Origin of the sequence: Streptomyces sp. NPDC050610 (genome assembly GCF_040654875.1) — a bacterium.
In the GTDB taxonomy this organism is placed as follows: Bacteria; Actinomycetota; Actinomycetes; order Streptomycetales; family Streptomycetaceae; genus Streptomyces.
The window spans coordinates 23,575-41,872 of record NZ_JBFAIV010000030.1 but is presented as its reverse complement, the minus strand read 5'-3'; the positions used below and the strand labels follow the sequence as shown (position 1 = coordinate 41,872).

16 protein-coding genes are annotated in these 18,298 nt (G+C 72.4%); 2 read left to right on the top strand and 14 right to left on the bottom strand.

Going from position 1 to position 18,298, the window contains the following annotated elements; translation table 11 throughout:
* Positions 1-3 precede the first annotated feature (3 nt).
* The 3 genes from smc to AB0I22_RS30055 form a co-directional block, all read right to left on the bottom strand.
* Entirely contained in the window at positions 4-3,606 is a 3,603-nt protein-coding gene (gene smc, locus AB0I22_RS30065) for a chromosome segregation protein SMC (protein WP_363134098.1), read from the bottom strand.
* Between the two features lie 223 nt (positions 3,607-3,829).
* Positions 3,830-4,036, bottom strand: a complete 207-nt coding sequence (locus AB0I22_RS30060) for a hypothetical protein (protein WP_363134097.1) — start codon at positions 4,034-4,036, stop codon at positions 3,830-3,832.
* Positions 4,037-4,437: 401 nt separating this feature from the next.
* Entirely contained in the window at positions 4,438-4,719 is a 282-nt protein-coding gene (locus tag AB0I22_RS30055; RefSeq protein WP_363134096.1) for an acylphosphatase, read from the bottom strand.
* Positions 4,720-4,866: 147 nt separating this feature from the next.
* On the opposite strand from AB0I22_RS30055, the gene AB0I22_RS30050 reads away from it, so the two are divergent.
* Positions 4,867-5,823, top strand: coding sequence for a CAP domain-containing protein (locus tag AB0I22_RS30050; RefSeq protein WP_363134095.1), 957 nt, complete (start codon positions 4,867-4,869; stop codon positions 5,821-5,823).
* 47 nt (positions 5,824-5,870) lie between these two features.
* Here the strand turns inward: AB0I22_RS30050 and mutM are convergent, their stop codons facing one another.
* From mutM to AB0I22_RS30000, 10 genes are all read right to left on the bottom strand, one after another.
* Positions 5,871-6,752, bottom strand: coding sequence for a bifunctional DNA-formamidopyrimidine glycosylase/DNA-(apurinic or apyrimidinic site) lyase (mutM, locus tag AB0I22_RS30045; protein WP_363134094.1), 882 nt, complete (start codon positions 6,750-6,752; stop codon positions 5,871-5,873).
* Between the two features lie 109 nt (positions 6,753-6,861).
* Positions 6,862-7,704 (bottom strand): ribonuclease III, encoded by an 843-nt coding sequence (rnc, locus tag AB0I22_RS30040; protein WP_363134093.1) that lies wholly within the window; start codon positions 7,702-7,704, stop codon positions 6,862-6,864.
* 19 nt (positions 7,705-7,723) lie between these two features.
* Complete coding sequence (gene rpmF / locus AB0I22_RS30035) at positions 7,724-7,897, bottom strand: 50S ribosomal protein L32 (protein WP_065965136.1); 174 nt, start codon at positions 7,895-7,897, stop codon at positions 7,724-7,726.
* 2 nt (positions 7,898-7,899) lie between these two features.
* Positions 7,900-8,493 (bottom strand): YceD family protein, encoded by a 594-nt coding sequence (locus tag AB0I22_RS30030; RefSeq protein ID WP_363134092.1) that lies wholly within the window; start codon positions 8,491-8,493, stop codon positions 7,900-7,902.
* A 195-nt stretch (positions 8,494-8,688) separates the two neighbouring features.
* The gene (locus AB0I22_RS30025) at positions 8,689-9,816 is read right to left on the bottom strand and encodes an ATP synthase F0 subunit B (RefSeq protein ID WP_363134155.1); all 1,128 of its coding nucleotides are present in this window, start codon (positions 9,814-9,816) and stop codon (positions 8,689-8,691) included.
* A gap of 99 nt (positions 9,817-9,915) precedes the next feature.
* Positions 9,916-10,425, bottom strand: coding sequence for a pantetheine-phosphate adenylyltransferase (coaD, locus tag AB0I22_RS30020; RefSeq protein ID WP_363134091.1), 510 nt, complete (start codon positions 10,423-10,425; stop codon positions 9,916-9,918).
* Entirely contained in the window at positions 10,422-11,006 is a 585-nt protein-coding gene (gene rsmD, locus AB0I22_RS30015; RefSeq protein WP_363134090.1) for a 16S rRNA (guanine(966)-N(2))-methyltransferase RsmD, read from the bottom strand. The genes coaD and rsmD overlap by 4 nt, the downstream gene beginning before the upstream one ends.
* A gap of 106 nt (positions 11,007-11,112) precedes the next feature.
* Positions 11,113-11,640: a hypothetical protein gene (locus AB0I22_RS30010; protein ID WP_363134089.1), complete on the bottom strand. Its 528-nt coding sequence runs from the start codon at positions 11,638-11,640 to the stop codon at positions 11,113-11,115.
* Between the two features lie 151 nt (positions 11,641-11,791).
* A complete protein-coding gene (locus AB0I22_RS30005) occupies positions 11,792-15,034 on the bottom strand; it encodes a helicase-related protein (RefSeq protein WP_363134088.1) in 3,243 nt (1,080 codons plus the stop codon).
* A 58-nt stretch (positions 15,035-15,092) separates the two neighbouring features.
* A complete protein-coding gene (locus AB0I22_RS30000; protein ID WP_363134087.1) occupies positions 15,093-16,829 on the bottom strand; it encodes a DAK2 domain-containing protein in 1,737 nt (578 codons plus the stop codon).
* A 297-nt stretch (positions 16,830-17,126) separates the two neighbouring features.
* On the opposite strand from AB0I22_RS30000, the gene rpmB reads away from it, so the two are divergent.
* Positions 17,127-17,312: a 50S ribosomal protein L28 gene (rpmB, locus tag AB0I22_RS29995; protein WP_078645170.1), complete on the top strand. Its 186-nt coding sequence runs from the start codon at positions 17,127-17,129 to the stop codon at positions 17,310-17,312.
* Positions 17,313-17,459: 147 nt separating this feature from the next.
* Here the strand turns inward: rpmB and thiD are convergent, their stop codons facing one another.
* Positions 17,460-18,263 (bottom strand): bifunctional hydroxymethylpyrimidine kinase/phosphomethylpyrimidine kinase, encoded by an 804-nt coding sequence (gene thiD, locus AB0I22_RS29990; RefSeq protein WP_363134086.1) that lies wholly within the window; start codon positions 18,261-18,263, stop codon positions 17,460-17,462.
* Between the last annotated feature and the right edge of the window lie 35 nt (positions 18,264-18,298).

The following is an 18,298-nucleotide window of genomic DNA, read 5'->3' as shown; positions in this document are numbered from 1 at the left end:
CGGTCAGTGCAGCCGCTGGCTGATGACCTTGGAGACGCCGTCGCCCTGCATGGACACGCCGTACAGCGCGTCCGCGACCTCCATCGTCCGCTTCTGGTGCGTGATCACGATGAGCTGCGAGCTCTCCTGGAGCTCCGCCATGATCCCGATCAGCCGCTGCAGGTTGGTGTCGTCCAGGGCCGCCTCGACCTCGTCCATCACATAGAACGGGCTCGGCCGCGCCTTGAAGATCGACACCAGCAGCGCCACCGCCGTCAGCGACCGCTCGCCCCCGGACAGCAGCGACAGCCGCTTGACCTTCTTCCCCGGCGGGCGCGCCTCCACGTCCACGCCGGTGCTGAGCATGTCGTTCGGATCGGTCAGCACCAGCCGCCCCTCGCCGCCCGGGAACAACCGCGCGAAGACGCCCTCGAACTCCCGCGCCGTGTCCCGGTACGCCTCGGTGAAGACCTGCTCCACGCGCACATCGACCTCCTTGATCACTTGAAGGAGGTCCGTCCGGGTCTTCTTCAAGTCTTCAAGCTGCTCGCTCAGGAACTTGTGCCTCTCCTCCAGAGCCGCAAACTCCTCCAGGGCGAGCGGATTCACCTTGCCCAGTTGCTGATACGCCCGTTCGGCGGCCTTCAGCCGCTTCTCCTGCTCGGCCCGTACAAAGGGCGCCGGCTGGTTGCGCGGGTGCTCCGGGTCCTCGGGCAGTTCCTCGCCGTCGGCCGCCGGCGAGGGCGGTACGGGCTGGTCGGGGCCGTACTCGCCGACCAGCGCGGCGGGCTCCACGCCCAGCTCCTCCAGCGCCTTCGCCTCCAACTGCTCGATGCGCAGCCGCTTCTCCGCGCCCAGCACCTCGCCCCGGTGCACCGAGTCCGTGAGCTTGTCCAGTTCGGAGGAGAGTTCACGCCCCCGGTTGCGCTCGGCGATCAGCTCCTGCTCGTGCCCGGCCTTCGCCTCCTCGGCGGCGCGCCGCTCCTCGTCGGCCCGTACGAGCGACACCTCGACGTGCGCCAGCAACTGGCGGGCGCCGGCCGCGACGGCCGCCGCCACCGTCGCCTCGTGCCGCAGCCGCGCCCGGCGCTGCTCCGCGCGCGCCCGCGCCTCGCGCTCGGCGCGCGCGCCCCGGTCCAGCGCGTCCGCCCGCCCCGCGAGCCCCTTCACGCGCTCCTCATGCGTACGGACCTGAAGCCGCGCCTCCATCTCGGTCTGCCGGGCGTTGGCCCCGTCCGCGGCGAGCCGGTCCCGTACGGACGTGTCGGGCTCCTCGGCACCGCCGTCCCCGGACGCGGCGGCCTCCTCCGCCACGGCCAGCCGCTCGGCGAGCTCCTCGGCCTCGGCCATCGCCCCGGCGAGCGCCTCCTCGGCCTTCGCCGTCGACGCCGCGAGCCGCTCGGCCTCCCCCACGGCCGCCCGCGCCTGCCCGCCGAGCCGCCCGAGCGCCTGCGCGACGTGCGACTTCTCCCGGTCCGCGGCGCTGCGCCGGGCGCCCAACTCCTCGGCCCGCGCCGCCCAGCGGGCCCGCCGCTCGCCCGCCTCCCGCTCCGCGCCGGCCAGCTCCTCGCACCGTACGGCCAGCTCCGTGAGGCGCGCGGCGGCCTCGTCCACCGACGCTTGCACCTCCAGCAGGCTCGGCGCACCGGCGGAGCCGCCCTGCGCGAAGTGCGCCGCGAGCACATCGCCGTCGCCGGTCACGGCCGTCAGCTCGGGGCGCGCCGCGATCAGCTTCTCGGCGTCGTCGAGCGAGCCCACCACGACGACGTCCCGCAGCAGCCGCCGCACAGCGGGCAGCAGCCCGTCGGGCGCTTCGACGAGCCGCACGGCGGGCACCGGCCCCGCACCGCCGGGCTCCGCTTCCGTATCGACGGGCTCGACGCCGGACGCGGAGCCACCGGCTTCGGCCCCGCCGCCCACCACCAGCGCCGCGCGCCCCGCGTCCTGCTCGCGCAGCAGGCGCAGCGCGTCGGCGGCGGTGTCCGGACCGTGTACGGCGAGGGCGTCGGCGGCCGCGCCCAGGGCGGCGGCGACGGGGATCTCGAAGCCGGGGGCCACCGTCAGCAGTTCGGCGGCGGGCCCGAGGAGGCCGGTCAGGCGGTCGCCGGCGGCGAGGAGCGTGCCCGTACCGTCCTTTCGGCGCAGACCCAGCGCCAGCGCCTCGTGCCGGGCGGCGGTCGCGGCGCGGTCGCGCTCCACCGCCACCGCCGCCCCGCGCGCCTCGGTCAGCGCCGCCTCGGCGTCGGCCAGTTCGCGCTTGGCGCGCTCGTGCTCGTCGGCCAGCTCCGCGTCGCCCGCCTCCAGCCCGCCGACCTCGGCCGCCCGCTGCTCGTACTCCTCCTCGGCCGCGGCCGCCCGCTCCCGTGCCTCGTCGCGGGCCGCCGCCAGCCGGTCGATCTCGGCCCGCGCCGAGGCGGCCCGGCCGCGGGCCGCGTTGACCTGGCCGTGCAGCCGGGCGAGCCCCTCCCGGCGGTCGGCGATGGCGCGTGCGACATCCCGCAGCCGCCGTTCCTCCTGCGCCAGCCGGCTCTCCAGCTCGGCGCGGTGCTCCATGGTGTCGTCGAGGGCCCGGCTCGCCGCCTCCAGCGCGGCCTCCAGCTCGGCCTCCGTCTCCCGGATCCGGGCCGCCTCGCGCTCCATGTCCTCGGGGTCGCGGCCGTGCCGCTCCTCGCCGGGGGCGGCGGTCGCGCTCTTGATCCGGGCGTCTGCCAGCCCGATCGTCCCGCGGACCCGCTCGGCGAGCTGCGACAGCTCGTGCCAGGTCTGCTGCGCGCGCTGGAGCCGCGGCGTGAGCGTACGCACCCGCTCCTCCAGCGCGGCCTCGCGCTGGAGCGCGGCCTTCAGTTCGGCGTCGGCGGCGTCCTTGCGCGCCTTGAGCGCCGCCTCGTCCTCGATCTCGGTGCGCAGCCCCTCCCGCAGGGTCACGAGGTCGTCGGCGAGCAGCCGCAGCCGGGTGTCGCGCAGATCGGCCTGGATAACGGCCGCCCGGCGTGCGACGGCGGCTTGTCGCCCGAGCGGTTTGAGCTGCCTGCGCAACTCATCGGTCAGATCCTGTACGCGCGAGAGATTGGCCTGCATCGCGTCCAGTTTCCGCAGCGCCTTCTCCTTGCGCTTGCGGTGCTTGAGAACTCCGGACGCCTCTTCGATGAAGGCGCGCCGCCCCATCGGATCGGCGTGCAGAACGGAGTCCAGCTGGCCCTGGCCGACGATGACGTGCATTTCGCGGCCGATACCGGAGTCGAAGAGCAGTTCCTGGATGTCGAGCAGCCGGCACGTATCGCCGTTGAGCTGATATTCGCTGCCGCCATTGCGGAACATGATCCGCGTGATGGTGACTTCCGTGTAGTCGATGGGCAGCGCGCCGTCGGAGTTGTCGATGGTCAGCGACACTTCCGCGCGGCCCAGCGGGGGCCGCCCGGTGGTACCGGCGAAGATGACGTCTTCCATCTTGCCGCCGCGCAGCGACTTGGCTCCTTGTTCGCCCATGACCCAGGAAAGGGCGTCCACGACATTGGACTTGCCGGAGCCGTTGGGACCTACGACGCACGTGATACCCGGCTCGAAGCGGAGCGTCGTAGCCGAGGCGAAGGATTTGAAACCTCGGAGGGCCAGGGACTTGAGATGCACGCCGTGGGACTCTACCGCCCGCCCCCGGCCGACCCCGGTCCCGGCGCGGGCCCCGGGGCGGCTCGCTTGTTTTTCGGTTTCACCGGTTATGGTGCAGGGCACATCTGACGGTGAGGAGGCGGTGGGCGACAGCCGGAAAAAACGAAGGGACGCCGAAGCGTCCCTTGCGGATTCTCAAACGGCTGACATTGCAGCCGGACCGGCCCTGGGGTAAGGGTTGAGGTCAGGCCAGCGCAGGCTCTGCCTGCGGTACGTCAATGCTGTCAAGCAGCGAGTCGCCGTGGTGCGCGGCGGCGTACAGCGCGTCGTTTTCGGCCTGAATCCGGATGAGCTCGGATTCGAGGTCCTGGACACGCTGCTGAAGCCGTCGCATCTCGGAGAGAACTCGGGGGTCGGAGCCGCCGACGTAACCGAGAAGCGCCTTTGCCATGATGGATGGTCCTCCACACTGAGTGACCGACCGAAGCGGTGTGGGTCGTGAGGGATTCGCACCCGCGGTGTCTGCCATCACTACTGTGTTCAATGCCAAACAGCTAAGGTGCGCGGGGCTTCCAGCGTCTCACCAAAAAGTTTGACGGTCAACACGATCACGCCCCGTATCAAGGGGCAACCCAGGGGCGCGCGGCAGCTCAATGCGCGGCGCTTCCTCTTCCCTGGCCCGCTGGGAGCGTGGAGATCATCCGTCGGGGGCAGCCTTGCACGGGCGGGCGCGCTTGGCAACCATCAGGCCATTCCCGCCCTTCGCATATGCCCGAGACGCTCGGGCCTCACGCACGGAGCGGGGTCGCCGGCCCATCGGCCGCCCCTCGATCCATCCGCGCGCCCCCGCGTTCAGCGGATCTCGAACCCCTCATATCCGCCGCGCGGTGTGTCCCAGATCTCCGTCACGCCGTCGACCCGTCCGGGCGTGTCCCCCGTGCGCAACCATTCGAGCAATTGTTCGCACCCCATCCGCGGGCCTTCGGCGACCACCTGCACCCGGCCGTCGGAGAGATTGGAGGCGAATCCGATGAGGTCCCCGATACGGAGCGCGTTGGCGCGCGTGAACCACCGGAAGCCGACCTCTTGCACATGGCCACGGACCCAGGCGGTCAGACGGACATTCTCGTTCATGTGTGCACGCTAACCGGCCAATTGCTTTCGGAGCACTTCGGCCCCGATGACCATGGCGTACAGTCGCCGCTCGATACGATTACTCACCCGTACGAGTGACGCATGTCGATGCCTGGCAACGCGCAGCGCACGTAAGGAAGGCAGCACATGGGCCGCCATGGACGCCCCACTTCGCCACCAGCGGCGACGGCTCCCCCGTCCGCCGCCGACCCCGCCGCCGGACGGCACCGCGAGGGCCGCCGCGGCCGGGCCAGAGCCAAGGCTCCGGTACGGACCGGGCTGCTGAGCGCGTCCGCCGCGATGGCCATCGGCGCGGTCGCCGTGACCTCCGGCCTGCTGCCGGGCGGCGAGAACTTCGGCTTCGGCGGGCACGACGGCCCGAGCGGCGATGTGCGCGCCGACGGCTCCCCGGACGGCGGCTCGCTCGGGTCCACGAACTCCGAGTCGGCGTCCCCGGCCGGCCGCGGCCCGACGCCCGCGAGCCGCGGCGGGGAGCGTGCGCACGCGCCGTCCCTGACGCCCTCGACGCCGCCCGCCTCGCCGTCCGCCAGCCCCTCCCCCGCGCGGACCGGGGAGAGCGCCGCGAAGGGGACGGGGGCCGGGGCCGACCCACGCCCGGACCACGGCGCCACGGACCGCGCCGCCGCGCCGCCCCGTGCCAGCGACGCCGCACCCGCCCCGGCCGCGCCCGAGAAGTCCGCGGGCGCTCCGGCGTCCGCCGGCCGCGTGGCCGCCGCCCGCGGCCAGGTCCTCGCCCTGGTCAACCAGGAGCGGGCGAAGGCCGGTTGCAGCCCGGTCACCGCGAGCCGGCCGCTCGACTCGCTCGCCGGCGCGTTCAGCGAGGACATGGCCGAGCGCGGCTTCTTCGCCCACACCGACCCGGACGGCAAGAGCCCCTGGGACCGGGCCGCGAAGCGCGGCATCAAGAACCTGGGCGGCGAGAACATCGCGCGCGGCCAGGCGGACGCCAAAGCCGTCATGGACACCTGGATGCACAGCCCCGGGCACAAGGCGAACATCCTCAACTGCGACTACAAGACGCTGGGCGTCGGCGTGCACTACGGCCCCGGCGGCCCCTGGTGGACCCAGGACTTCGGCTTCTGACGGCCATTTCCTGAAGGCGGGCCGGCCGGCCCGCCCGTCGGCGCCGGTCAGAGGCCGGCGGCCACCGGACGCGGCGGGCGCTGGCAGCGCGGGCAGAAGTAGCTGGAGCGGTTCATCCAGGGGCGGCGGCGCATGGCGGTCCCGCAGCGGCGGCAGGGCTCGTCCTCGCGCCCGTACGCGTCCAGGGAGCGGTCGAAGTAGCCCGACTCGCCGTTCACGTTGACGTAGAGGCTGTCGAAGCTGGTGCCGCCCACCGCGAGGGCCGCGTTCATCACCTCGCGCACATGGCCGAGGAGTTCGGCGCTGCGCGGGCGGGTGAGGGTCGCGGTGGGGCGGTCGTAGTGCAGGCGCGAGCGCCACAGCGCCTCGTCGGCGTAGATGTTGCCCACGCCGCTGATCAGCGACTGGTCGAGCAGCGCGCGCTTGACGGTCGTACGGCGGCGGCGCAGCGCGGCGTGGAAGGCGGCCTCGTCGAAGGCTGGGTCCAGCGGGTCGCGGGCGATGTGCGCGATGACGTCCGGGAGGCCGTCCGGGTCGCCGGGGACGGCGTCGTGCAGGGAGAGTCCGCCGAAGGTGCGCTGGTCGACGAAGCGCAGTTCGGTCCCGTCCGCGTCGGCGAAGCGGACGCGGACGCGCAGGTGCTTCTCGTCCGGGGCGTCGTGCGGCTGGACGAGGAGCTGGCCGCTCATGCCGAGGTGCGCGAGGACGGAGAGGGCGTCGGCGCTCTCCATCGGCAGCCAGAGGTATTTGCCGCGGCGGCGCGGTTCGCCGATGCGGTGGCCGGTCAGCCGGGCGGCGAAGTCGACGGGGCCGGCGACGTGGCGGCGGATGGCGCGCGGGTGCAGCACCTCGACGGCGCCGACGGTGCGGCCGCGGACCCACCGGTCCAGCCCGCGCCGGACGACCTCTACCTCGGGCAGCTCGGGCACGCTCTCTCCTGGGTAAAAGAACTGCGGAATGGTGCGGGATGCGGCTCCGCCCACCCTTCCCCTTGCGGGGACGGGTGGGCGGTCGGCCTTCGTACTGCGCGCGGAAGGGTCAGGCGGGCCGGCTGCCTTCTGCGGCGGGCGGTGCGCTGTCGGCGGACGCGCCGTCCGTCGTTTCCGCGGCGGCTTCCTTGGCGGTGTCCGCGGCACGGGCCTCGGACGCCTCCTGGATCGCGCGCCAGGCGGCCTCGGCCGCCTGCTGCTCCGCTTCCTTCTTGCTGCGGCCGGTGCCGGTGCCGTACGTGACACCACCGACGCGGGCAGCAGCCGTGAAGACCTTCTCGTGGTCGGGGCCGGTCTCGGAGACGAGGTACTCGGGGACGCCGAGCCCTTCCGTCGCCGTGAGTTCCTGGAGACTGGTCTTCCAGTCCAGGCCGGCGCCGAGGTTCGAGGAGCGGGCGATCAACGGGTCGAAGAGCCGGTGCACCAGCTCGCCGGCGGCGTCGAGGCCCTGGTCGAGGTAGACCGCGCCGATGACGGCCTCAAGGGTGTCGGCGAGGATCGACGCCTTGTCCCTGCCGCCCGTTCCTTCTTCACCGCGGCCGAGCCGGATGAAGGCGCCGAGATCGAGGCCACGGCTGACCTCGGCGAGCGCACGCGAATTGACCACCGCGGCCCGCAGCTTGGCCAGCTGGCCTTCTGGGAGGTCGGGGTGGATGCGGTACAGCGTGTCGGTGACCACCAGTCCGAGCACCGAATCCCCGAGGAATTCGAGCCGTTCGTTGGTGGGCAGCCCGCCGTTCTCGTACGCGAAGGAGCGGTGCGTCAGCGCACGCACCAGAAGGGCGGACTCAAGGTGATACCCGAGCCGCCCTTCCAGAAGCGTGTGGGACGAGGCTGTGTCCGCCGACGTCTTTTTCGAGGAGGTGTTCCTCGACGAATCAGCGTCTGACATGGAGCCTGTCACCCGCCGTTCAGACCTCTAGGACCTGGCGGCGGTTGTAGGTGCCGCAGCTCGGGCACGCGATGTGCTGCAGCTTCGGCTCGTGGCAGCGCTCGCACGCCACCAGGGTGGGGACCGCAGCCTTCCACTGCGACCGGCGGTGGCGCGTGTTGCTGCGCGACATCTTCCGCTTCGGAACAGCCACGGCTACTTCTCCTGAGGTTCATCCCCGCTGGCGCGGGGGGCGTTGTCCTTCTCGCCGTCCTGGATGGTCCCGGCGAGTCCCTGCAAAGCCGCCCAACGGATGTCGACGGCCTCATGGTGGTGGTCCGGGTCGTCCGCCAGCCGCGCCCCGCACTCGGGGCACAGGCCGGGGCAGTCTTCCCGGCACACCGGCTGCAGCGGCAGTGCGAGCACCACCGCGTCGCGCAGCACGGGTTCGAGGTCGAACATGTCGTCCTCGATGAAGAGAGTGTCCTCATCTTCCTCGGCGTCGTCGCCGGTGTCCGCGGTGCGGCTCCGGACGTCGGCGTCGGGGTAGGAGAACATCTCCTGGAAGTCCGCGTCGAGCTTTCGCTCCAGCGGCTCCAGACACCTTACGCACTCCCCTGTCAGCGGCGCACGGGCGGTGCCTGTGACAAGCACCCCTTCCATGACCGACTCCAGTCGGAGGTCCAGCTCCACGGTCGCGCCTTCCGCCACCCGGATGACCTCGATGCCGAGGTCGGCGGGGGCGGCGACAGTGCGGGAGACCCGCTTCAGCGCACCGGGACGCCGACCCAGCTCGCGTGTGTCGAACACGAGAGGGGCACGGTGGTCGAGGTGGGCGTTCAGGGCTTCCTGCTTTCTACGCTGCGGTGACGGCCGCCCGGTGCGGATGTGCTGGGGCAGCCGTGATCGCGGACGTACACGCGACCGAAGAGCCAGGATACTGGACCTGTCGCTGTACACCCAATCCGCGCCCCGAGGGGCCCGCCCGGCGCGGCAGCGGCGGGGTCAGCGGCCCTGTTCGTACGCGCGCAGCTGGTCGAGATTGATCATGCTGGTGTCGAAGAGACTGGTCTCGTCGAGGGCCGCGGCCTGCTGCTGGTGGCCCTCATGGACCTGGTGCTGGAGGTGCGGATCGGCGACGTACCCGGCGTTCGGGTCGTACGCCTGCTGCCCCTGCCAGCCGTAGGCGTCCTGCTGGTAGCCGCCCTGCGCCGCGTACGGGTCCGGCTGCTGCGCGTACTGCTGCTGATAGCCGTACGCGTCCTGCTGCTGGTACCCCGCGGTCGCCCCGTAGTAATCGGGCTGGGCCTGGCCGTGGTCCTGGTGCTGGACCTCCTGGACCTGCGGCTGCGGGGGCTGGATCGGGGCGGCCGGGACGCCGGCGCGGTCGGGCTGCTCCTGCGGGAGGGCGAGCCCGGCGAGGAAGTCCGCGTCGGTGGTGTGCCCGCCGGAGCCGAAGCCGTCCTGGGCGTCCGCGAGCGCGCCCAGCTCGTCCGTGGGGCGCACGCCGAGCAGCTTCTGCCGGCCGCGCCCGACGGCCTCCAGGGTCTTGGCGAGCACGGCCGACACCGCGCCCAGCTTGGTGTCCACGTACTCGTCGGCGCGGTGGCGCTGGGTCTGCGGGTCGGCGCTGCGCTCGGGCCCCTCGTCGAACTGGCCGTCCGCGTCCGCGAAGCCGTCGGGGCCCCCGTCGCGGCCCAGCAGCTTGTCCCGGCCCCGGTCGACGGAGCCGATGGTCTTGGTGAGGACGACCTCGAAGTTGGCGAGCTTGCTGTCGACGTAGTCGTCCGCCTCGGCGCGGATCTCCTCGGCCTCCCGGCGGGCCTCCGAGAGGATGCGGTCGGCCTCGTCCTGGGACTGCCGGGCGACCGCGGTGTCGGAGATCAGCGAGCCGCGCTGGGCGTGCGCGGACTCGATGATCCGCTCGGCCTCCTGGCGGGCGTCCTCGACCATCTGCTCCCGGCCGCCGATGAGCTCCTGCGCCTGGGCGAGCGAGCCGGGCAGCGCGGCCCGCACCTCTTCCAGCTGGGCGAGCAGCTCGGCCCGGTTGATCACGCACGAGGCCGACATGGGCATGGACCGGGCGCCGCCGACGGTCGCGACGATGTCGTCGAGCTTCTTCTGCACGTCCACCTGGGTGCTCGCCACTTTCTACGGCCGAAGGGTCGGGACGGGACCGACTGTACGGCCAGTGGGCCCCCGCCCGACACCTGCTGACGCGCCGTCAGCCCGTCAGCGCTTCGCGAGCCGTTCGGTGAGGGACTCCAGCACCAGCGGCGGCACCAGGTGCGCGACGTCGCCGCCCCAGGCCGCGACCTCCTTCACCAGGCTGGAGGAGAGGAAACTGTAGGTGGGATTGGTGGGGACGAACAGCGTCTCCACGCCCGACAGCCCGTTGTTCATCTGGGCCATCTGGAGTTCGTAGTCGAAGTCGCTGACGGCCCGCAGCCCCTTGACGATGGCGGGGATGTCGCGCTCCTTGCAGAAGTCGACGAGCAGGCCGTGGAAGGACTCCACCTGCACATTGCCGTACTCGACGGTGACCTGGCGGAGCAGGTCGATCCGCTCGTCGACCGTGAACAGCCCCTGCTTGGACTGGTTGATCATCACGGCGACATGGACGACGTCGTACAGCCTGGAAGCGCGGGCGATGATGTCGAGGTGTCCATTGGTGACGGGGTCGAAGGACCCCGGACAGACTGCGCGGCGCAAGAGTGGTTCCTCGCTCTCCGATCCGGTCATGACGCGGCTGTGCGACATGAGGCGGCGCGACCGTACCAAAGCGTCCCCTCGCCGTAGCGACGGGCCCTGAGCCCCTCGAACCGCTCCGGCCACCGGAACTCGCCGCCTCTGGTGCTGCGCTCCACGGTGACGAGCGCCTCACCCGCGAGCCAGCCCTGGGCCAGGAGTGTGAGGAGTATCTCCCGCAGCTCGTCGTCCCCCACCGCGTACGGCGGATCGAGAAAGACGACGTCATACGGGCGGTCCGGCGGGGGCGCGGCGGCGACCTGCTCGGCCCGGCCCGCGCGGACCTCGGCCCCGGGCAGGCCGAGGGCGCGGACGTTCTCCCGGATGGTGCGGGCCGCGCGGGCGTCGGCCTCGACGAGCAGGACGTGTTCCGCGCCGCGGGACAGCGCCTCCAGGCCGACCGCGCCGGACCCGCCGTACAGGTCCAGGACCCGCGCCCCGGCCAGCGGCCCGTCCAGCGACTCCCAGGTGGAGAAGAGGCCCTCGCGCGCCCGGTCGGAGGTGGGGCGGGTGCCGCCGCCGGGCGGCACCGCGAGGCGCCGCCCTCCGGCCGCACCGGCGATAACGCGGGTCATGGTGGTGGCTCACCCTTCCGTTCGACGTGCACACGCTGCCGTCTCATTATTGGCGCCGCCGCCGGATGCGGCCCGCCCGGGCCTTACGGGACAGGCCGGGCGGGGATCAGACGCCGGGAGCGTCGCCGGGGGCCTCGCCCGCTCCGAGGAGCGCCGGCGAGACGTAGCGCGACCAGGAGAGGCAGCCGTCGGGCGGGCAGTACTCGGGGCGGCGCGGGTCGTGGCCGAGCTCGCGGAGCTTTGTACGCACCGAGTCCGGCGTACGTCCGAAGCGCGCGGCTATCCGGGCTATGGTCTCGCCGCCGTGGAAGCGGTGCGCGAGGTCCTCCTCGTGCTGGGGCACCCAGGGGGCGCCGTGGCCGGGGAACAGCTCGCGCAGCACGTCCCGGTCCGGGATCGGCTCGGCGACGTCGGCGACGAGCGCGAGGGCGCGCAGCGCGCGGTTGAGCGCGATGCGCAGCGGCGGGACTTCGGTCAGCGGCAGCGTCAGGGCGCCGGAGGCCAGCAGCGCCTCCGGGGCGTCCTCCTGCCAGCCGGTGAGGGTCAGGGTGACGGTGGCGTCGTCGTCGCTGGCGAGCTCGATCCGGAAGATCTTGTCGCCGAGCGGCAGCTCGTTGATGTGGCGGAACGACATGAAAGCAGCCCCCTATGGCCCAACTCAGCCGATCCTGGAGCGGATCGGTTCGGACTGTGTCCATTCTCTCAGGGGGGTCTGACAATTCCTCTGCTCGTTCGGGCCTCTCCGCGCCCCCGCGCGACCGGGCGCACAGGCCCGTCATCCCCTGTCAGCCCTTGTCGAGATACTGCTCCCGCTCGTCGTCGAGGAGCGCGTCCAACGCGGTGCGCAGCGCGGGGAATCCGTCGAGTTCCGGGTCGGCGGCGACGACGGCGACGGCCTCCTCGCGGGCCGCCGCGATGACCTCCTCGTCGTCGATGACGGCGAGCATCCGCAGCGACGAGCGGACGCCGGACTGCGCCTGCCCGAGCACGTCGCCCTCGCGTCGCTGCTCCAGGTCGATCCGGGACAGCTCGAAGCCGTCGAGGGTGTTGGCGACAGCGTTGAGCCGGGCGCGCGCCGGGCTCGCCTCGGGCGCCTCGCTCACCAGCAGGCAGAGCCCCGCCGCCGAGCCGCGGCCCACCCGGCCGCGCAGCTGGTGGAGCTGGGAGACGCCGAACCGGTCCGCGTCCATGATCACCATGACCGTGGCGTTGGGGACGTTGACGCCGACCTCGATGACGGTCGTCGCGACGAGCACGTCCACCTCGCCCGCGGCGAAGCGCCGCATCACGTCGTCCTTCGCGTCCGGCTGCATCCGCCCGTGCAGCACCTCCACGCGCAGCCCGCTCAGCGCCCCCGCGGACAGCTGCTCGGCGATGTCGAGGACGGCGAGCGGCGGCCGGCGCTCGCCGTCCGGCCCGTCGTCCTCGGCCTCTTCCTTCTTCGCCCCTGTCTTCTTCTTCGTCTCCTCCGGCTCGTCGCCGATGCGCGGGCAGACCACGTACGCCTGGTGGCCGCCCTCGGCCTCCTCGCGCACCCGCTCCCAGGTGCGCGCCAGGAAGTGCGGCTTGTCCTTGGCCGGCACCACATGGGAGGCGATCGGCGAGCGCCCGGCCGGGAGTTGGTCGAGCACGGACGTCTCCAGGTCGCCGAAGACGGTCATGGCGACGGTCCGCGGAATCGGCGTCGCCGTCATCACCAGCAGGTGCGGCGGCTGGCTGCCCTTGGCCCGCAGCGCGTCCCGCTGCTCGACCCCGAAGCGGTGCTGCTCGTCCACCACGACCAGCCCGAGGTCGTGGAACCGCACCTTGTCCTCGATCAGCGCGTGCGTGCCGATGACGATCCCGGCCTCGCCGGTCACCAGGTCCAGCAGCGCCTGCCGCCTGGCCGGCATCCCCATGGACCCGGTGAGCAGCACCACCTTGGTGCCCTGCTCGGCCCCGCCGAGCATGCCGCCCTCGGCGAGCTCGCCCATCATCTCGGTGATGGACCGGTGGTGCTGCTGCGCGAGCACCTCGGTCGGCGCGAGCATCGCGGCCTGCCCGCCGGTGTCCACGACCCCGAGCATGGCGCGCAGCGCCACCATCGTGTTGTGCGTCACCGTGAAGTGATCCGTCACGTAGGCGTGGCTCGGGTGCGCGACGCTGATGCACTGAACCGGCTTCCGGCCGACGTAGTCGACTTCCCGGATACCCCGTCGGAAGGTCTTGTACTTCGGGCGGGGACGCGTGCGGTTCACCTTTCTGCTCAGCCTGAAGGGCACATAGGCGTCGGGCAGCCCCACCGCGACGATGTAAGCGGCCTTCTTCGTGAAGACCCGCGCCCGGCCTCCGAGCGAACGCACGAGCCAGGCCACATCATCCGCCAATCGGCGGGAGGCCGAGCAGAAGGAAACATCCAGTCCGTCCGCCCCCACCGTGCCGTCCGTGTCCATGAGTCCCTGGAGCAGAGCGAGGCGGTTCTTGACCGTCGTGTGCTTGTAAGCGCGGGGGATGAACTTCCCATGCGACGTCAGGCCCCACAGCCCGAGATCGCGCAGCTCCTGGATCACCGGATTTCGCCGCGCACCGCTCCTGGGCCCTGCGAGCCGGATGGTGTAGTCACACGTGGACCCGATCACAGGTACGAGCGTGCAATCGGGGCTCACGGCTCCTCTCACCGCCTCCAGGATCTCCTCGTCGACACTGGACAGCCGCAGGTTGTGCCGGAACGAACCGTCCCCCAGGAGAAGACCGAAGAAATAGGGATCGAAGGCGAGGTCCGCCTCATCCTCAAGATCGACCGGTTTCGCGACGGGGAGATACCACTTGGACGATCCATTCGCTTTGCAGAGGTCCGACCGGATCTCACGTGTCGTCATCACCTTGGGCTCCTGACCCCGGGCCCAGGCACAACTGGTGCCTACGATCCATAGGTGCTCGTCGTCGCACTCCACCGTCGTTCCGTCGGACAGGGACATGCGCCACACGTCGCGCTCACCTTGTGGGAAGACGCCGTCGATGACAGCGCGCTCGCCACTGGGCACCACGACTTCGTCGCCGACCGCCATCTCTCCCATGGGCCGGAAACCCTGTGGAGTGAGCACCAGGGAATCGAGGGGCTGCGCTTTCCCGGATCCGACCTCTCCCTGGAGGAGCCGGTGCATGGGGTGGTCGGTGGCGAGGTCGTCGAAGATCTCGGCGGAGACCTTGCGCTGGCCGTCGGTGAGGGTGAAGGGGAGCCGGGCGTCGAAGGCGTCGAGCAGGCCGCCTGGTACGGGCCGCCGGGGCACGGCCGGGAGCTGGGCGTCGGCGTGCCGCCGCCGGGCCAGGGCGACTTGGAGGACGAACGCCTCGTCCCACTTGAGCCGGTCCCGGGCGAAGGCGATGTCGGCCTTGGTGCGCGGGCGGTGGACCTTGCGGAAGGCGTCGGGCAGTTCGGCCAGGCCGCGGTTCTCGCGCAGCGCCGTCGGCAGCGGGTCGACGACGTGCTCCCAGTTCTCCGCCTCGAAGAGGTCCAGGAGGGTGGAGACGGCCTTGGTGAGCTTCCACGCCTGGAACTGCTTGCACGCCGGGTAGATCGGCACCATCTGGTTGGCGAAGGACTCGGCGGCCTCGCTGCCGCTCTCCCGGTCCAGGAGCTCGTAATCGGGGTGCAGGAGCTGCCGGGTGCGGTTGAAGACGGAGACCTTGCCCGCGAACATGCCCCGCCGCCCCGGCAGCAGCTCCTTCTCGCGCGCGTACGCGCCCCTGCCGAAGAAGACCAGGGTCAGCGATCCGCTGCCGTCCGTCACCACGACCTCCAGGCGGACGCCCTTGCCGTGGTTGAAGGTCTTCATGGCCGCCTTGGCGACCTGCGCGACGACCGTGACGTGCTCGTCGAGCGGCAGGTCGGCGAGGCGGGTCAGCTCGCCCCGCTCCGCGTACCGCCGCGGGTAGTGGTGCAGCAGGTCGCCGACCGTGTGCAGGTCGAGGTGTTCGGCCATCACCTTCGCGGTGTTGCCGCCGAGGATCTTCTTCAGTGGTTCATCGAGCGCGGGCACGCGGTCCATTGCACACCATGGGTGTGACAACGCCGCGCCACCGCCGCCGGAGCCGCCGCGGGCGGCGCTATTCGATGCCGATGAGCAGCGGCGCGGACTGCTGCTCGCCGCGGTAGACGACGGTGTCGACGGCGAGGTGGCCGTCGCGTACGTACCGCTCCAGGCGGTCCGCGACGGCGTTCGGCACCCCCGCGCCGAGCACCAGGGTGACCATCTCGCCGCCCGCGGCCAGCATCCGGTCCAGGACGGCCTCGGCGGTGGCCGGCAGCTCGGCGCCGATCACGGCGACGTCGCCGTCGATGAGGCCCAGTACGTCACCGGCCTGGCACACGCCGGCCATGGTCCAGGACTGCCGTTCGGCGACGGCGAGTTCCGCGGAGCGGGTGGCCCCGGCGGCGGATGTCATGGCGACGACGTCCTCGTCGAAGCGGCGGCCGGGCTCGTGCACGGCGAGCGCGGCGATGCCCTGCACCGCGGACCGGGTGGGGATCAGGGCGACCCGTACGCCCTCGGTGCGGGCCTGTTCGGCGGCAGCGGCGGCGGTGTGCCGCAGGTCGGCGGCGTTGGGCAGGAGGACGACCTCACGCGCGTGCGCGCGCCGGATCGCGTCGACGAGCTCGCCGCTGGCGGGCGGCTCCCCCGGCCGGGTCGCCACCACGGTCGCCCCGGCCTCCGCGCAGAGCCCGGCCAGCCCTTCCCCGGGCACCACGGCGACGACGGCCCGCGGGGCGCGCGGCCGGCGCTCCGGCGTCTCGGCGCGCTCCTCCGGGCGCCTCGCGGCGCGTGCCTGCGCGGCGTCCGCCCCGAAGTGCGTGATGCGGATGCGGTGCGGCCGTCCCGCCTGGATGCCCGCCTCGACGGCCGCCCCTGCGTCGTCCACGTGGACGTGGACGTTCCACAGCCCGTCGCCGCCGACGACGACCAGGGAGTCGCCCAGGGCGTCGAGCCGGGTCCGCAGCGCCGTGACGGCGTCGTCGTCCGCCTCAAGGAGGTAGATCACCTCGAAGGCGGGCCCGTCCGCGGCCGGGTGCGTGCCGCCGCCCGGGCAGTCGCACGACGCCCGCGCGACCGCTGCCGCCGGCATGCCGGGCGCAGGTGTACGGGCGTCCGGACGGGCCCCTGACAGGGTCCGTACGAGGGCTTCCAGGACCGCGACCAGCCCGCGGCCGCCCGCGTCCACGACGCCCGCGCGGCGGAGGTCGGGGAGTTGGTCCGGGGTGGCGTCGAGCGCGGTGCGCGCCCCCAGGCAGGCCGCCCGCGCCACGTCCGCGCCGTCTCCCTCGGCCTTCCCCGCGGCGTCGGCGGCGGCCGCGGCGACGGTGAGCACGGTGCCCTCGACGGGGTGCGCGACGGCGGTGTACGCGGAGTCGGCGGCCTGCCGGAGCGCGCGCCGGAGCGCATCGGCGCCCTCACGCGTCCCGATCGCCCTCACGCCCCCCTGAGCGCCGCCGTCGGGGCCGTCCTCCGCCAGCACCTGCGCCATGCCGCGCAGCAGCTGCGCCAGGATCGTGCCGGAGTTGCCGCGCGCCCCGATGAGGGCTCCGTGCGCCATGGCCCGTACGGCGTCGGCGAGGGTGGGCACGGCCTCCGTGGCGGCGTGCCCGTCGAAGGCGGCGTCGACGGCCCGGGCGGCGGATTCGACGGTGAGGTACAGGTTGGTGCCGGTGTCCCCGTCGGCGACCGGATAGACGTTGATCGCGTCGATCTCCTCGCGGGCCCGGCCGAGCTCGTCCAGCGCCAGGGCGCACCAGGTGCGTACCGCGGCGGCGTCCAGCGTGTGCGGCACCCGCGTCGTGTGCGGCACCTGTGTTCCTCCTCCTAGATCCGCCCGGGCCCGATGTGCGCCCCGGCTCGCCGCCTCCGCGGCGTCCGCGGGCCACGGGCACAGGTCGGCACAGTAGTGCCGGGGCGGTGGGCCGCCCGGGGCGGGGGCCAGGGCCGTCATGGTAGTTTCGTTGTACGGGAGCGGTCGTTGTATGCTGCTCCGGTTGCCTGATGAGAATCAGGCCATTCCCCCTGGTACCGCCGGTCATCGATACGTTCTCGATGTCGGAGTGCCGGGAATTCACCGTAAGAGCATCTGAAGTCTTTGGAGTGACCCGTGGCTGCCAACTGCGACGTCTGCGGCAAGGGGCCGGGCTTCGGCAACGCTATTTCGCACTCGCACCGCCGTACCCCCCGCCGTTGGAACCCCAACATCCAGCGGGTGCGTGCAGTGGTCGGGAGCACGCCGAAGCGGCTCAACGTCTGCACCTCGTGCATCAAGGCCGGCAAGGTCTCGCGCTAGCGAGCGGTCCTCCCCGCACCAGCGGGGGTGAGCCGGTCTCGCACCGACGGTTACGTCGTGGCGCAGCCCCCTCCGGTTGCCTGACAGGCCGGTCCGTCCCGTACGGACCGGCCTTTCGCATGCCCGCGGGCATGCGGGAGAGGCCGCTCAGCGGCGCGTGCGCCACCCGTGATCCACCGGGCCGATGCCGCCGCCCAGCGGGAAGCCCGCCGCGATCGCCCCCGTGACGTACTCCTTCGCCCCGGCCACCGCCGCCGGGACCGTACGCCCCTTGGCCAGCTCCGAGGCGATGGCGCTGGCGAGCGTGCAGCCGGTGCCGTGGGTGTGCCGGTTGTCGAGCCGCTCTGACCGCAGCCAGTGCTCCTCGGCACCGTCCGTGAGCAGGTCCACGGCGTCGCCCGCGAGGTGCCCGCCCTTGATCAGCGCCCAGGTGGGCCCGTAGCCGAGCACCGCGTCCGCCGCCCGCCGCAGATCGTCCTCGGCCGTCACGTGTACGCCTGTGAGCTGCGCCACCTCGTCCAGGTTGGGGGTGGCGACGGTCGCCGCCGGCAGCAGCTTCGTACGGACCGCGTCGAGCGCGGTGGCGGCGAGCAGCGCGTCGCCGTGCTTGGAGATGCCCACCGGGTCGACGACCACCGGCGCTTCGACGCCCACGAGCAGGTCGGCGACGGTCTCGACCAGCTCCGCCGAGGCGAGCATGCCGGTCTTGACGGACTGCACGCCGATGTCGTCGACGACGCTGCGGAACTGCGCCCGGACGACCTCGGCGGGCAGCGGCCACGCGCCCTGCACACCGCGTGAGTTCTGCGCCGTGACGGCGGTGAGGACGCTCATGCCGTGCACGCCGAGCGCCAGCATCGTCTTGAGGTCGGCCTGGATGCCGGCGCCGCCGCCGGAGTCCGATCCGGCGACGGTGAGCACGCGTGGCGGTGTGGTTATCTCGCTTGGCATACGGGCGAATCTACCGTCACCGCCGCGCACCGGCC